Source organism: Klebsiella sp. RHBSTW-00215 (assembly GCF_014103785.1).
Classification (GTDB): Bacteria; Pseudomonadota; Gammaproteobacteria; order Enterobacterales; family Enterobacteriaceae; genus Klebsiella.
Genome location: NZ_JABXQS010000001.1, coordinates 783041 through 797069, shown reverse-complemented (window position 1 = coordinate 797069; position 14029 = coordinate 783041). Strand labels below are relative to the sequence as shown.

Genomic DNA, 14029 nt, shown 5'->3' with positions numbered 1-14029 from the left:
CTCCGGCTAAAACGTCTGTAACCTCTACCCTATCAGAGTCTGAAGTCTTCCCCAAGATACACGCGCTTAACCTGCTCGTCTTCAAGGATTTGTTGAGGTGTACCGTGAGCTATCAGATGACCCTGGCTGACGATATAGGCACGTTCACAAACGGCGAGCGTTTCCCTAACGTTATGGTCGGTAATCAGGACGCCCAGGCCGCTATCGCGCAGATGCTCAATGATACGTTTGATATCGATGACGGAAATAGGGTCGACGCCAGCAAAAGGTTCATCCAGCAGGATAAATTTCGGGTTAGCGGCCAGCGCACGGGCGATTTCGACGCGGCGACGTTCACCACCGGAGAGCGCCTGGCCGAGGTTATCGCGCAGGTGCTCAATGTGAAACTCTTCCATCAACTCTTTCGCGCGATCTTCACGCTGCTCGTTGCTTAAGTCGTCACGGATCTGCAATACCGCCATCAGGTTATCGTACACGCTCAGGCGACGGAATATGGAGGCTTCCTGCGGCAGATAGCCTATACCGCGACGTGCGCGAGCATGTAGTGGCAGCAGGCTGATATCTTCATCGTCAATAATGATGTTGCCAGCGTCGCGCGGAACGATACCGACGACCATATAGAAGGTAGTGGTTTTACCCGCACCGTTCGGGCCGAGCAGGCCAACAATCTCACCTGAATTCACGGTCAGACTGACATCTTCCACCACGCGGCGGCCTTTGTAAGCTTTGGCGAGATTCTTTGCAGTTAACGTTGCCATAACGAATTACTTACCCTTCTTTGACTGGTCGGTGCCTTTGTCCTGCAGCTGCGAAGGAACCAGAACAGTGGTCACTCGCCCACCTTTATTGCTGAACGCCTGCATTTTTTGCTCTTTTACCAGATAGGTGATTTTGTCACCTTTGATATTGCTATCCAGTTGCTCCAGATAGGCATTGCCAGTGAGGGTAACGAAGTCGTTTTGCACTTCGTAGCGCATTTTTGCGGCGTGTCCTTTTACAGGTTTACCGTTATCCTGCATCTGGTAAAAGGTTGCTGGATTACCATAGGCGTCGATCACCTCTTTGCCTTTTTCACCATCTGAACGAGTGACAACAACCTTATCAGCGTTGATTTTAATCGTTCCCTGAGTGACAACAACGTTTCCGGTAAAAGTTACCACGTTGCTCTGCATATCCAGAGACTGCTGATCGGAGCCGATGTGAATCGGCTGATCGGTGTCACCGGTCTTTGCCAGTGCCGGCAGGCTGGCGGCCAGTAAGGCGCTGGCGAGCGCAATCTTAAGGCTGAGTTTGTTTGTTCTGAATTTCATATGAGGTTCTAACCTTTTCAATCAGCTCGGCATTTTTGCTGCGCAGGTTCCCGCGCATTTTCAGGCCGCTGGAATTAAATGTTGTTCCGTACAACGTCACCATGTCATCGGAGGTAACATCCTGCGTCACCAGGTTTATCTGGGCGTTATCCGTCGTAATTTTGCGCAGTTGAGAATCCGCCGTCAGCGCATTCACTTCAACGTGCCCGTAAAGATACAGCATGCGGTCATTCGTCAACTTGGCTTTATCCGCTTTGATAGACCAGGTTGGTACTTTGTTAGTATCGAAGGTGGTCATTACCGGTTTTGCGAACCACGACAGTTGCTGTTCGGAAAAATACTCCACGTGTTCAGCGATCAGCCGGTAATTAAGCGCCCCTTCCGGACTATAAACGACGGTGTCGGTATGCTCACTGGTATACGTTGGCTCATCAGGATTGACCGCTTGCTGGGTGGTCTCGTCCGTACTCGCCAGATTCAGGCCGATCAGGATCAGCGCGACCAGCGACAGTAAAATGATAACCCAACGTCTGGTTTTACTCATATAGATTGCCCTTTGGCCTCATCCAACTTGCCCTGCGCCAATAGTAGCAAATCGCAAACTTCCCGTACCGCCCCGCGACCGCCATTAATGCGAGTGACGTAATCTGCGCGCGGGATCAGCAACGGGTGCGCATCTGCCACCGCTACGCTTAAACCAACCTCAGCCATCACCGGCCAATCGATCAGATCGTCACCGATATAGGCCACTTCATCAGCGCGAACGGCCAGTTTGTTCAGTAATTCATGAAATGCCAGCAGTTTATTAGACTGCCCCTGGTACAAATGCGTGATGCCAAGAGTTTGGCAACGGTCTTCTACCAGTTTAGCTTTTCGTCCGGTAATTATCGCCACTTCAATATCTGAAGTCAGGGCGCAACGGATCCCGTAGCCATCACGTACGTTAAACGCTTTTAGCTCTTCGCCGTGGTTGCCCATGAAGATAAGCCCATCGGACAGGACGCCATCGACATCGAGGATCAGTAAACGGATCTTCGCTGCGCGATCAATAAAGCCCTGACTTACCGGCCCATAACAGGTCGCGATCAGGGCATCAGCATTATTCATTATTTTTTCCTTACTTACACTACGCCCGCGCGCAAGAGATCGTGCATATGTACCACACCTACCAGACGGTCGCCATCAGCAACCAACACGCAGGTGATATGACGAGATTGCATCAGGTTCAGCGCATCGACGGCCAGGATTCCGGGGCGAATACGGATGCCACCTCGGGTCATCACCTCGGCAATACTGGCATTGCGCATATCGACGCCGGTATCAAATACCCGACGCAGATCGCCATCGGTGAAGATACCGATGATATTCATTTCATCATCACAGATAGCGGTCATGCCTAAATTTTTGCGCGTGATTTCCAGCAGCGCATCGCGCAGCGTGGCCTGAAGGCCTACGTGCGGGATTTCATCTCCGGTATGCATGATGTCATTGACCCGCAGCAGCAGCTTACGTCCCAGCGCGCCGCCAGGGTGTGACAGGGCAAAATCTTCAGCGGTAAAACCGCGTGCTTCCAGCAGCGCGACGGCAAGCGCGTCGCCCATCACCAGCGCGGCAGTGGTGCTTGAAGTTGGCGCCAACCCTAATGGGCAAGCCTCTTTTGGCACCTTCACGCACAGATGAATGTCTGCCGCGCGCGCCATGCTGCTTTCCGGGCGGCTGGTGATACAAATAAGCGAAACCTGTTGACGTTTAAGAACGGGGATAAGCGCGAGGATTTCGTTTGACTCACCCGAATTTGAGAGTGCGATAACCACATCACGTGGGGTGACCATACCTAAATCGCCATGTGCGGCTTCGCCCGGATGAACAAAAAATGATGAAGTTCCGGTGCTGGCAAAGGTAGCCGCCATTTTTCGCCCGATATGACCAGATTTGCCCATCCCCATCACGACAACTTTGCCGCTGCAGTGAAAAATGCTCTCACAGGCGCGGGTGAAATCTTCATTGATATATTGATCAAGCTGGGCCAGACCTTCACGTTCAATTTCCAGAACCTCACGGCCTGCCCGTTGAAAGTCAAAATCCGCTGGCAAATCTATTTGCGACATAATGTTATCCCGAATCATTCAACGAAGAGCGGCGCTGTCCAGAACAGCATCGCCAACCAAAGCATAAATCCGCCCACCAGTAGTAGGCCTGCTAGCCGACCTGGCTGCTGTTTACGCCGCCAGCACAGTAGGGCAAAGATCAGGCTGACCAGCAGCATGACGCCATAGTCGCGAGTAAAGGCCTCGGCGGCGAAAGTGCCTGGCGCAATCAGCGCGGGTAGTCCGAGAACCAGCACGATATTAAGAATATTAGCGCCAATGATATTGCCGATGGCGATATCGTTTTCACCTTTTCGCGCGCCGGCAATGGCGGTTGCCAGCTCTGGCAAACTGGTACCGATAGCAATCACCGTTAAGCCGACGGTCAGTTCGCTGATGGCAAAAAAGTTCGCCAGCACCGTAGCGTTATCGACCACCATACGCGTAGCCATCGGCATCACAATCATCGCGACACCCAACCACAGTAGGGCGACGGGAAGCGAACCTTCGCGCGGTAGCTCCGCGAGCTGCTCTCGGGTCAGGCTGTCGTTACCCTGACGCTCAGCGAGACGGGCTATTTTAATCGTGAACACTAGCCACAGTATTGCCAGCGCCAGCAAAAAAAGGCCATCCATACGCGTCAGCTGACCGTCATATAGCACAAAGCCCGCCAGTAAACTGACCAGCAACATTAGCGGTAATTCGCGGCGCAGGATATCAGAATGCACGGTAAATGGCTGGAATAGCGCGGTGAGACCAAGGATCAGTAAAATATTGGTGATGTTGGATCCCAGTGCCGTACCAATTGCCAGATCGGTTTGACCATGCAGAGAAGCGGCGGCAGATACGATGATCTCCGGTAGACTGGTACCGATGCTGACGACCGTCATACCGATAATGAGCGGCGGGATCCCCAGCATGCGACAGAGTATTGAAGCGGCGTAAACCAGACGATCGGCGCTGTAGACAACCAGCAATAAACCAATAATTAACAGAGCCGTCGCTAAGAGCATCTAAAGTCCTTTCTTCAGGTATAATCGTCGCCTTGCTGGCCGTCCGTAGGCAGCGTAACGAATTCTTAATTTTGACTTTATGTGTGCCAAAAGTAAAACAAATGCCAGCTTTCGCTAACCTGGGCAGGTAAGATTCTGTAAAAATGTTGGGTTCGTGGTGAAAGAAAGCGCCATGCTTAGCTCAATGGGTGTCTAGTAAGGATGATTTTATGAGCCAAACTTTGGCGAATTTAGTCGAAGTGCGCGGTATTCGCTTCTCAAGAAGCGACCGCGTGATTTTCGACGACATCTCGCTGTCGGTGCCTCGCGGTAAGATCACTGCGATCATGGGACCATCAGGGATCGGCAAAACTACCCTGTTACGCCTGATCGGCGGCCAGATCCCACCAGACAAGGGAGAGATCCTGTTTGATGGTGAAAATGTGCCGCAGATGTCTCGTTCGCGCCTGTATACCGTGCGCAAGCGAATGAGCATGCTGTTTCAGTCCGGCGCGCTGTTCACAGATATGAACGTGTTTGATAACGTGGCTTATCCGTTGCGCGAACATACCCGCCTGCCGGAAGCGCTCCTGCACACCACGGTGATGATGAAGCTGGAAGCTGTCGGGTTGCGTGGTGCCGCGAAGCTGATGCCTTCCGAGCTCTCCGGTGGGATGGCGCGCCGCGCCGCTTTGGCGAGAGCCATTGCGCTGGAACCTGATCTAATCATGTTCGATGAGCCTTTTGTCGGGCAGGATCCCATTACCATGGGAGTGCTGGTGAAGCTGATTTCTGAACTCAACAGTACCCTGGGTGTCACTTGTATCGTAGTTTCGCATGATGTGCCGGAAGTGCTCAGCATTGCGGACTTTGCGTATATTGTGGCGGACAAAAAAGTTGTGGCGCATGGGAGCGCACAGTCGCTGCGTGAAAATGCCGATCCTCGGGTTCGTCAGTTCATTGATGGTATTGCCGACGGCCCTGTGCCGTTCCGCTATCCTGCGGGCGACTATCACCATGATTTATTAGGCAAAGGGAGTTAAGCGACTCATGCTGTTAAATGCGCTGGCCGCGCTCGGACATCGTGGTATTAAAAGTATCGCGACGTTTGGGCGTGCTGGATTAATGCTCTTCAACGCCGTAGTGGGCAAGCCTGAGTTTCGTAAGCATGCGCCGCTGCTGATGCGTCAGCTATACAACGTCGGCGTGCTGTCGATGCTGATCATCATCGTCTCGGGGCTGTTTATTGGTATGGTTCTGGGGCTGCAGGGGTATCTGGTCTTAACCACCTATAGCGCCGAAACCAGTCTGGGCATGCTGGTGGCGCTGTCCCTGCTGCGTGAACTGGGGCCGGTTGTCGCCGCGCTGTTGTTCGCCGGGCGTGCCGGTTCGGCGCTGACTGCTGAAATCGGCCTGATGCGTGCGACCGAGCAGCTCTCCAGTATGGAGATGATGGCGGTTGATCCGCTTCGCCGCGTGATTTCTCCGCGTTTCTGGGCCGGGGTGATTTCACTGCCGTTGTTGACGATCATTTTCGTGGCAGTCGGCGTCTGGGGGGGATCGCTGGTCGGCGTTAGCTGGAAGGGTATCGACGGTGGATTCTTCTGGACCGCGATGCAAAATGCCGTCGACTGGCGGATGGACCTGGTTAACTGCCTGATTAAGAGTCTGGTTTTCGCCATTACGGTAACATGGATCGCGTTATTTAACGGTTATGACGCTATCCCCACTTCCGCCGGGATTAGCCGGGCGACAACGCGTACCGTGGTACATGCGTCGCTGGCGGTTCTGGGGCTGGATTTTGTGCTGACTGCGCTGATGTTTGGGAATTGAGTTCATGCAAACGAGAAAAAATGAAATCTGGGTAGGGGTGTTCTTACTGGTCGCGCTGCTGGCCGCGCTGTTTGTCTGCCTCAAGGCGGCAAACGTGACCTCTTTGCGTACCGAACCGACCTATCGACTCTACGCCACCTTTGACAATATTGGCGGTCTGAAAGCGCGGTCCCCGGTACGTATTGGTGGTGTTGTCGTAGGGCGCGTGGCGGATATCACGCTCGACCCGAAAACCTATCTGCCGCGTGTGGCTCTCGATATCGATGAGCGTTACAACCACATTCCGGATACCAGCTCGCTGGCAATCAGAACTTCCGGCCTGCTGGGTGAACAGTATCTGGCGATGAACATTGGTTTTGAAGACCCTGAGCTGGGAACTTCTATCCTTAAAGATGGTGGCACCATTCAGGACACCAAGTCTGCAATGGTACTGGAAGATCTGATAGGTCAGTTCCTTTACAACAGTAAGGGGAGTGACAATAAGAATTCTGGCGATGATCAGGCGGCGGGAGAGAGTCATACTGACGCTACGCAGCCAGCCGGTACGACGCATTAATTTCAGGAGAGATAAGACATGTTTAAACGCTTACTAATGGTCGCCATGCTGGTGATTGCCCCCTTGACTGCCGCGACCGCTGCGGATCAATCTAATCCGTACAAGCTGATGGATGAAGCGGCGCAGAAAACCTTCGATCGCCTGAAGAATGAGCAGCCGAAGATCCAGGCTAACCCGAACTACCTGCGCGATATCGTCGATCAGGAACTGCTGCCGTATGTTCAGGTAAAATACGCTGGGGCGCTGGTGCTGGGCCGTTATTACAAAGAGGCTACTCCTGCTCAGCGCGATGCTTATTTCGCCGCTTTCCGTGAATATCTGAAACAGGCTTACGGCCAGGCGCTGGCAATGTATCACGGGCAGACTTACCAGATTGCGCCAGAACAACCTCTTGGCGAGGCAACTATTATTCCAATCCGCGTGACTATCCTCGATCCGAATGGCCGTCCGCCGGTTCGTCTGGATTTCCAATGGCGTAAAAATACCCAAACAGGTCACTGGCAGGCTTACGATATGATTGCGGAAGGGGTGAGCATGATCACCACCAAGCAAAACGAGTGGAGTGACCTGCTGCGCACTAAAGGTATTGATGGTCTGACGGCGCAGCTGAAGACAAGCTCCGCACAGCCGATTACCCTGGAACAGAAAAAATAATGACCGGGCAGCTGAGCTGGACTCGCGATGGTGAGACGCTGGTGCTGCACGGGGAGCTGGACCAGGATCTGCTGGTCCCGCTCTGGGAAGCTCGCTCGCAGGCGACGGATGGCGTGTCGGTAATTGATCTGAATGAGGTGACCCGCGTGGACACAGCAGGTCTGGCGCTATTGGTGCATTTCATTGCTCTGATTCGTCGTCAGGGCCGGGAAGCGCAATTAGCAGGTAAAAGCGAAAATGTGCAAACCCTGATCGGGCTTTACAACCTCCCGGACGACATGATCCCATAATTTTTCAGTGTCTTACTGCTAAAGCTATTCTGAAAGCCCCATCAAACTTTTCGATGGGGCTTTTTGCTTGTTTAAGACCGCGCCACTTTCCTCTAAGATGTTGGGCTGTTTTCACTATCAGATAAAACTAGCCCATGGAAAATCATGAAATTCAGACCGTGCTGATGAACGCACTCTCCCTTCAGGAAGTCCACGTCTCTGGCGATGGCAGCCACTTTCAGGTTATTGCTGTGGGTGAGATGTTCGACGGCATGAGCCGGGTGAAGAAGCAACAGGCTATCTACGCCCCGTTAATGGAATTTATTGCCGACAACCGCATCCATGCTCTGTCGATTAAAGCGTTTACCCCGCAGGAGTGGGCGCGTGACCGCAAACTAAATGGCTTATAAGCTGTGGGGATGTTCCCCACAGCGTATGTGAATTCTTAACAGAGAACAGAATCAATGGATAAATTCCGTGTTCAGGGGCCGACTCGTCTTCAGGGCGAAGTCACGATTTCCGGTGCGAAAAACGCCGCCCTGCCAATCCTCTTTGCCGCGCTGTTAGCCGACGAGCCGATTGAGATCCAAAACGTACCGAAGCTGAAAGACATCGATACCACCATGAAACTGCTGAGCCAGTTGGGCGCGAACGTTAAGCGTAATGGTTCTGTATGGATCGATGCTGGCCCGGTTGACGTCTTCTGTGCTCCGTACGATCTGGTTAAAACCATGCGTGCTTCTATTTGGGCATTGGGCCCGCTGGTGGCGCGTTTTGGCCAGGGCCAGGTTTCACTCCCAGGCGGCTGTGCCATTGGCGCTCGTCCGGTTGATTTGCATATCACCGGTCTTGAACAACTGGGCGCGGAAATTAAACTGGAAGAAGGCTATGTTAAAGCGTCGGTCAATGGGCGTTTAAAGGGTGCGCATATCGTGATGGATAAGGTCAGCGTTGGTGCGACCGTGACCATCATGAGTGCTGCGACGCTGGCGGAAGGTACTACTGTTATCGAAAACGCCGCGCGCGAGCCGGAAATTGTCGATACCGCGAACTTCCTGAATACGCTGGGTGCGAAGATCAAAGGTCAGGGTACCGATCGTATCACCATCGAAGGCGTCGCGCGTTTGGGCGGCGGCGTATACCGTGTTCTACCAGACCGTATTGAAACGGGTACTTTCCTGGTGGCTGCCGCCATTTCTGGCGGTAAGATCCTGTGCCGTAATGCCCAGCCTGATACCCTGGATGCTGTTCTGGCGAAGCTGCGTGATGCCGGGGCAGATATTGAAACCGGTGAGGACTGGATTAGTCTGGATATGCATGGTCATCGTCCGAAGGCCGTCAACGTTCGCACTGCTCCACACCCGGGTTTCCCGACCGATATGCAGGCTCAGTTCACCTTACTGAATTTGGTTGCAGAGGGAACGGGTGTGATCACTGAAACCATCTTTGAAAACCGCTTTATGCACATACCGGAACTGATCCGTATGGGCGCTCATGCGGAAATCGAGAGCAATACGGCGATTTGTCACGGCGTAGAGCAGCTTTCTGGTGCTCAGGTGATGGCGACCGATTTACGTGCGTCAGCAAGTCTGGTGCTGGCGGGCTGCATTGCGGAGGGTACGACGATTGTCGATCGTATCTACCACATTGACCGTGGGTACGAACGTATTGAAGATAAACTGCAGGCGTTGGGCGCAAATATCGAACGCGTCAAAGGCGAATAAACCTGTAGCGGCAGCAGCCCTCTGACGCTTGTCCGGGGGCTGTTGTCTGTATGACCTCGCTTTACTTGTTATTCTTCCTTTGACGCATCATCTGCGTCCTGTCGATAAACTGATGGGTATTGGGATCGTGATAGCGCGATGGCCAAATGACCCATGGCGTTGTCTCCAGCGCGTTCGCAATAATTAGCTCACCTTTGGGCCAGGGGCGGGTTAACGCATTGGCAAGCGTGGAGGAACTCAAACCATTACGCCGCGATTCAGCCGCCAGCGACGTCCCTTTTTTGCGTAATCCGGCAATGATATCCGCCGGATGCCAGTCAATGAACTTATCCATAAATTCTCCTGGTAATAAAGATCCGATCGTCCTTAACGAGCGACGAAATGACTATACCTCGAGTTCCAGTATTGTTCTAACAAGTTCTTTTAATGGAATGGAATATTAGGAATATATCAAGTTATGGGAGGCGTTATTGGATTTTATTGGAACTTTCCCGCGCAGTGCGCGGGAAAGTGAGGGGGGATTAATGGTCGCGTTGTACCGCAATATGGGCGAGACCAATTAGCGCTTCGCGCCACTGGGAGTCAGGAAGGACCTGAAGCGCGGCAATTGCTTTATCCGCCTCTTCCTCCGCACGTTTTTGGGTCCATTCAAGCGAACCGCAGGCCGCCATGGTTTCCAGTACAGCTTCCAGCAGGTGACGGCCGTTACCTTGCTCAATCGCGCCGCGAATCATAGCGGATTGCTCTACTGTGCCATGACGCATTGCGTGCAGCAGCGGAAGGGTGGGTTTGCCTTCGTTGAGATCATCCCCGACGTTTTTGCCAAGACGCTCGCCATCGGAACTGTAGTCGAGTAAATCATCGATTAGCTGGAAAGCAGTACCCAGATAGCGTCCGTAATCCTGCAACGCTTTCTCTTGTTCTGCAGTACAGTCGGCCAGAATCCCGGAACACTGGGCAGCGGCTTCAAACAGGCGGGCGGTCTTGCTGTAAATAACCCGCATATAGTTTTCTTCAGTGATGTCGGGATCGTTGACGTTCATTAATTGCAGAACTTCGCCTTCAGCAATGACGTTAACGGCTTCTGACATCACTTCCAAAACCTTCAATGAACCAAGAGCGGTCATCATCTGAAAGGCGCGTGTATAGATGAAATCACCCACCAGTACGCTTGCTGCGTTGCCAAAAGCGGCGTTTGCTGTGGCTTTTCCTCGGCGCATGTCTGACTCATCGACGACGTCATCATGCAGGAGGGTGGCGGTATGGATAAATTCGATCAGAGCGGCGATGGTGACGTGCGCGTTACCCTGGTAACCGACGGCTCGTGCGGCCAGCACGGCGATCATCGGACGAATACGTTTGCCGCCTCCACTGACGATGTAATAGCCTAACTGATTGATAAGCTGAACATCAGAGTCGAGTTGCTTAAGGATTGTCGCATTGACGCCCGCCATATCCTGCGCGGTTAACTCATTGATTTTTTCTAAATTCATCGCAAAAGCCGGGCTAAATGTCCTGTTACCGCGTATCCGAATGGGATCACAGAAGGATTAAGATAGAATTAAAAGAATATGTGATTGTACTGAAAAATTGGCGTAGATAAACGTTGTAGTGAAAGTTGTGTTTTTTTTCTGCGTTGATCGTTGATCGCTCTTGTCAAAGGCTCGCGTTTTGCGTAATATTCGCGCCCTATTGTGAATATTTATAGCGCACTCTGAATCATACGAAGAGGTGCGCGGAAGCGGAGTTCTATATGTACGCGGTTTTCCAAAGTGGTGGTAAACAACACCGAGTAAGCGAAGGTCAAACCATTCGCCTGGAAAAGCTGGACATCGCAACTGGCGAAGCTGTTGAGTTCGCTGAAGTGCTGATGATCGCAAACGGTGAAGAAATTAAGATCGGCGTTCCTTTCGTTGAGGGCGGCGTAATCAAAGCTGAAGTTGTTGCTCATGGTCGTGGCGAGAAAGTTAAAATCGTTAAGTTTCGTCGTCGTAAACACTACCGTAAGCAGCAGGGCCATCGTCAGTGGTTCACTGATGTGAAAATTACTGGCATCAGCGCCTAAGACCTGAGGAGAGATTTAAATGGCACATAAAAAGGCTGGCGGCTCAACTCGTAACGGTCGCGATTCAGAAGCTAAACGCCTTGGCGTTAAGCGTTTCGGTGGCGAATCCGTTCTGGCGGGTAGCATCATCGTTCGTCAACGTGGTACCAAATTCCACGCTGGCACTAACGTAGGTTGCGGTCGTGACCACACTCTGTTTGCTAAAGCAGACGGTAAAGTGAAATTTGAAGTTAAAGGCCCGAACAACCGTAAATACATCAGCATCGTTGCTGAGTAAGTTTTTCGTGGTCCGGTAACGGATTAAAGCCCCGCAACGTGTTGCGGGGCTTTTTACATTGAAAACCCGGAAAATTTTCTGCAGGGAAAACGGGCATGAAGCAGCAGGCCGGCATCGGCATTCTTTTAGCGCTCACCACTGCAATGTGCTGGGGTGCTTTGCCGATCGCTATGAAGCAGGTTCTTGAAGTGATGGAGCCGCCGACGGTGGTCTTTTATCGCTTTTTGATGGCAAGTTTTGGTCTTGGGACCATCCTGGTCATCAAAGGGAAGCTACCTCCGCTGCGCATCTTTCGCAAGCCGCGCTGGTTAATACTACTGGCCATTGCGACAGGTGGTTTGTTCGGTAACTTCATTCTGTTTAGTTCTTCCCTGCAATATCTCAGCCCCACCGCTTCCCAGGTGATTGGTCAGTTGTCCCCTGTCGGTATGATGGTTGCCAGCGTGTTTATCCTCAAAGAGAGAATGCGCGGCACTCAGATTGTGGGGGCGATGATGCTGGTTAGCGGTCTGGTGATGTTCTTCAACACCAGCCTGATTGAGATTTTTACCCGCCTGACTGATTACACGTGGGGGGTAATTTTCGGTGTTGGGGCCGCGACGGTATGGGTGAGTTATGGCGTCGCGCAAAAGGTGTTATTACGCCGTCTGGCATCACAGCAGATCCTGTTTTTGCTGTACACTTTATGTACGATAGCGCTTCTGCCGTTGGCGACGCCATCGCAGGTACTGGCATTAAGCGACTGGCAACTGGCCTGCCTGGTTTTTTGCGGGTTGAATACTCTGGTGGGCTACGGTGCGCTGGCGGAAGCTATGGCGCGCTGGCAGGCGGCGCAAGTGAGCGCGTTGATTACCTTAACGCCGCTGTTTACGCTGCTATTTTCAGATTTATTATCACTGGCCTGGCCAGACGTTTTCGCCAGACCGCTGTTGAACCTGATGGGTTATCTCGGTGCGTTTGTCGTGGTTGCGGGCGCGATGTATTCCGCCGTCGGCCATCGTCTTTGGGGACGGTGGCGAAAGCGAGGAGCGGTTGTGCCGATGCCCCGCTCAGGCGAATGATTTACGGAGAGTAAAATGAAGTTTGTTGATGAAGCAACGATCCTGGTCGTAGCAGGTGATGGCGGCAATGGTTGCGTTAGCTTCCGCCGCGAAAAATATATCCCGAGAGGCGGCCCGGACGGCGGTGATGGTGGTGATGGTGGTGATGTCTGGCTTGAAGCGGATGAGAACCTGAATACCTTGATCGACTACCGTTTTGAGAAGTCCTTCCGCGCTGAGCGTGGACAGAATGGTCAGAGTCGCGACTGTACTGGTAAGCGCGGTAAAGATGTGACGGTGAAGGTGCCGGTAGGGACACGTGTGATTGACCAGGGGACCGGTGAGACGATGGGCGATATGACCAAGCACGGTCAGCGCCTGATGGTCGCAAAAGGCGGCTGGCACGGTCTGGGTAACACCCGCTTCAAATCGTCCGTCAACCGTACTCCGCGTCAGAAAACCATGGGTACACCAGGCGATAAACGCGATCTGCAACTGGAGCTGATGCTGCTGGCGGACGTAGGGATGCTGGGGATGCCGAATGCAGGTAAATCCACCTTTATTCGTGCAGTCTCTGCAGCGAAGCCCAAAGTCGCAGACTATCCGTTTACTACGCTGGTACCGAGCCTCGGTGTTGTGCGTATGGACAACGAGAAGAGCTTCGTCGTTGCGGATATCCCTGGACTGATTGAAGGCGCTGCAGAGGGGGCCGGTCTTGGTATTCGCTTCCTGAAGCACCTTGAACGCTGCCGTGTACTCTTGCACCTCATTGATATCGAACCGATTGACGGCTCCGATCCGGTTGAGAACGCGCGGATCATTATCGGTGAGCTGGAGAAATACAGCGAGAAACTGGCTTCTAAACCGCGCTGGCTGGTCTTTAACAAGATCGACCTGATGGATAAAGCCGAGGCAGAAGCCAAAGCGAAAACCATCGCTGAAGCGCTGGGCTGGGAAGATAAGTTCTATCTGATTTCTGCCGCCAGCCAGCAGGGGGTGAAGGACCTGTGCTGGGACGTGATGACCTTTATCATCGAAAATCCAATCGTTCACGCTGAAGAAGCGAAGTCGGCGGAAAAAGTCGAGTTTATGTGGGACGACTACCATCGTCAGCAGCTTGAAGAAGCGGAAGTCGAAGTGGAAGATGACGAAGACTGGGATGATGATTGGGACGAAGACGACGAAGAAGGCGTCGAATTCATCTACAAACGTTAATTCTGAG

The 14029-nt window shown here is 52.7% G+C and carries 19 protein-coding genes; 11 read left to right on the top strand and 8 right to left on the bottom strand.

Annotated features, from left to right (window positions below):
* Positions 1-32 precede the first annotated feature (32 nt).
* The 6 genes from lptB to HV127_RS03865 are packed head-to-tail and all read right to left on the bottom strand — an operon-like array spanning position 33 to position 4410.
* The gene (gene lptB, locus HV127_RS03890) at positions 33-758 is read right to left on the bottom strand and encodes an LPS export ABC transporter ATP-binding protein (RefSeq protein WP_110272845.1); all 726 of its coding nucleotides are present in this window, start codon (positions 756-758) and stop codon (positions 33-35) included.
* Between the two features lie 6 nt (positions 759-764).
* A complete protein-coding gene (gene lptA / locus HV127_RS03885) occupies positions 765-1310 on the bottom strand; it encodes a lipopolysaccharide ABC transporter substrate-binding protein LptA (protein ID WP_182235061.1) in 546 nt (181 codons plus the stop codon).
* Positions 1279-1854 carry an LPS export ABC transporter periplasmic protein LptC gene (gene lptC, locus HV127_RS03880; protein WP_182235060.1) on the bottom strand — a complete coding sequence of 192 codons (576 nt, stop codon included), beginning with the start codon at positions 1852-1854 and terminating at the stop codon, positions 1279-1281. The genes lptA and lptC overlap by 32 nt, the downstream gene beginning before the upstream one ends.
* On the bottom strand, positions 1851-2417 hold the full coding sequence (gene kdsC / locus HV127_RS03875) for a 3-deoxy-manno-octulosonate-8-phosphatase KdsC (RefSeq protein WP_110272848.1): 567 nt from the start codon (positions 2415-2417) through the stop codon (positions 1851-1853). Before kdsC ends, lptC begins: the two co-directional genes overlap by 4 nt.
* A 14-nt stretch (positions 2418-2431) precedes the next feature.
* Positions 2432-3418, bottom strand: coding sequence for an arabinose-5-phosphate isomerase KdsD (kdsD, locus tag HV127_RS03870; protein ID WP_182235059.1), 987 nt, complete (start codon positions 3416-3418; stop codon positions 2432-2434).
* Positions 3419-3432: 14 nt separating this feature from the next.
* Positions 3433-4410, bottom strand: a complete 978-nt coding sequence (locus tag HV127_RS03865) for a calcium/sodium antiporter (protein WP_182235058.1) — start codon at positions 4408-4410, stop codon at positions 3433-3435.
* Between the two features lie 209 nt (positions 4411-4619).
* Between HV127_RS03865 and mlaF the strand changes: the two genes are divergently transcribed.
* From mlaF to murA, 7 genes are all read left to right on the top strand, one after another.
* Entirely contained in the window at positions 4620-5432 is an 813-nt protein-coding gene (mlaF, locus tag HV127_RS03860; RefSeq protein WP_110272850.1) for a phospholipid ABC transporter ATP-binding protein MlaF, read from the top strand.
* 7 nt (positions 5433-5439) lie between these two features.
* Entirely contained in the window at positions 5440-6222 is a 783-nt protein-coding gene (gene mlaE / locus HV127_RS03855; protein WP_110272851.1) for a lipid asymmetry maintenance ABC transporter permease subunit MlaE, read from the top strand.
* A 4-nt stretch (positions 6223-6226) separates the two neighbouring features.
* Complete coding sequence (mlaD, locus tag HV127_RS03850) at positions 6227-6778, top strand: outer membrane lipid asymmetry maintenance protein MlaD (RefSeq protein WP_112213556.1); 552 nt, start codon at positions 6227-6229, stop codon at positions 6776-6778.
* 18 nt (positions 6779-6796) lie between these two features.
* On the top strand, positions 6797-7432 hold the full coding sequence (gene mlaC / locus HV127_RS03845; protein WP_110272853.1) for a phospholipid-binding protein MlaC: 636 nt from the start codon (positions 6797-6799) through the stop codon (positions 7430-7432).
* A complete protein-coding gene (gene mlaB, locus HV127_RS03840) occupies positions 7432-7722 on the top strand; it encodes a lipid asymmetry maintenance protein MlaB (protein ID WP_182235057.1) in 291 nt (96 codons plus the stop codon). The genes mlaC and mlaB overlap by 1 nt, the downstream gene beginning before the upstream one ends.
* 134 nt (positions 7723-7856) lie before the next feature.
* A complete protein-coding gene (ibaG, locus tag HV127_RS03835) occupies positions 7857-8111 on the top strand; it encodes a BolA family iron metabolism protein IbaG (protein WP_110272855.1) in 255 nt (84 codons plus the stop codon).
* Positions 8112-8165: 54 nt separating this feature from the next.
* Positions 8166-9425 carry a UDP-N-acetylglucosamine 1-carboxyvinyltransferase gene (gene murA / locus HV127_RS03830; RefSeq protein WP_112213559.1) on the top strand — a complete coding sequence of 420 codons (1260 nt, stop codon included), beginning with the start codon at positions 8166-8168 and terminating at the stop codon, positions 9423-9425.
* 61 nt (positions 9426-9486) lie between these two features.
* On the opposite strand, the gene sfsB is transcribed toward murA, so the two are convergent.
* Both sfsB and ispB read right to left on the bottom strand, forming a co-directional pair.
* Entirely contained in the window at positions 9487-9759 is a 273-nt protein-coding gene (sfsB, locus tag HV127_RS03825) for a DNA-binding transcriptional regulator SfsB (protein WP_110272857.1), read from the bottom strand.
* Positions 9760-9946: 187 nt separating this feature from the next.
* Positions 9947-10918, bottom strand: a complete 972-nt coding sequence (gene ispB / locus HV127_RS03820; RefSeq protein WP_110272858.1) for an octaprenyl diphosphate synthase — start codon at positions 10916-10918, stop codon at positions 9947-9949.
* A gap of 260 nt (positions 10919-11178) precedes the next feature.
* On the opposite strand from ispB, the gene rplU reads away from it, so the two are divergent.
* The 4 genes from rplU to cgtA all read left to right on the top strand — a co-directional run bounded on the left by rplU (position 11179) and on the right by cgtA (position 14022).
* Positions 11179-11490: a 50S ribosomal protein L21 gene (gene rplU / locus HV127_RS03815; RefSeq protein WP_004106123.1), complete on the top strand. Its 312-nt coding sequence runs from the start codon at positions 11179-11181 to the stop codon at positions 11488-11490.
* Positions 11491-11509: 19 nt separating this feature from the next.
* On the top strand, positions 11510-11767 hold the full coding sequence (rpmA, locus tag HV127_RS03810; protein ID WP_003861831.1) for a 50S ribosomal protein L27: 258 nt from the start codon (positions 11510-11512) through the stop codon (positions 11765-11767).
* 95 nt (positions 11768-11862) lie between these two features.
* Positions 11863-12828: a DMT family transporter gene (locus HV127_RS03805; protein WP_182235056.1), complete on the top strand. Its 966-nt coding sequence runs from the start codon at positions 11863-11865 to the stop codon at positions 12826-12828.
* A 15-nt stretch (positions 12829-12843) separates the two neighbouring features.
* Entirely contained in the window at positions 12844-14022 is a 1179-nt protein-coding gene (gene cgtA, locus HV127_RS03800) for an Obg family GTPase CgtA (protein WP_181484725.1), read from the top strand.
* Positions 14023-14029 lie beyond the last annotated feature (7 nt).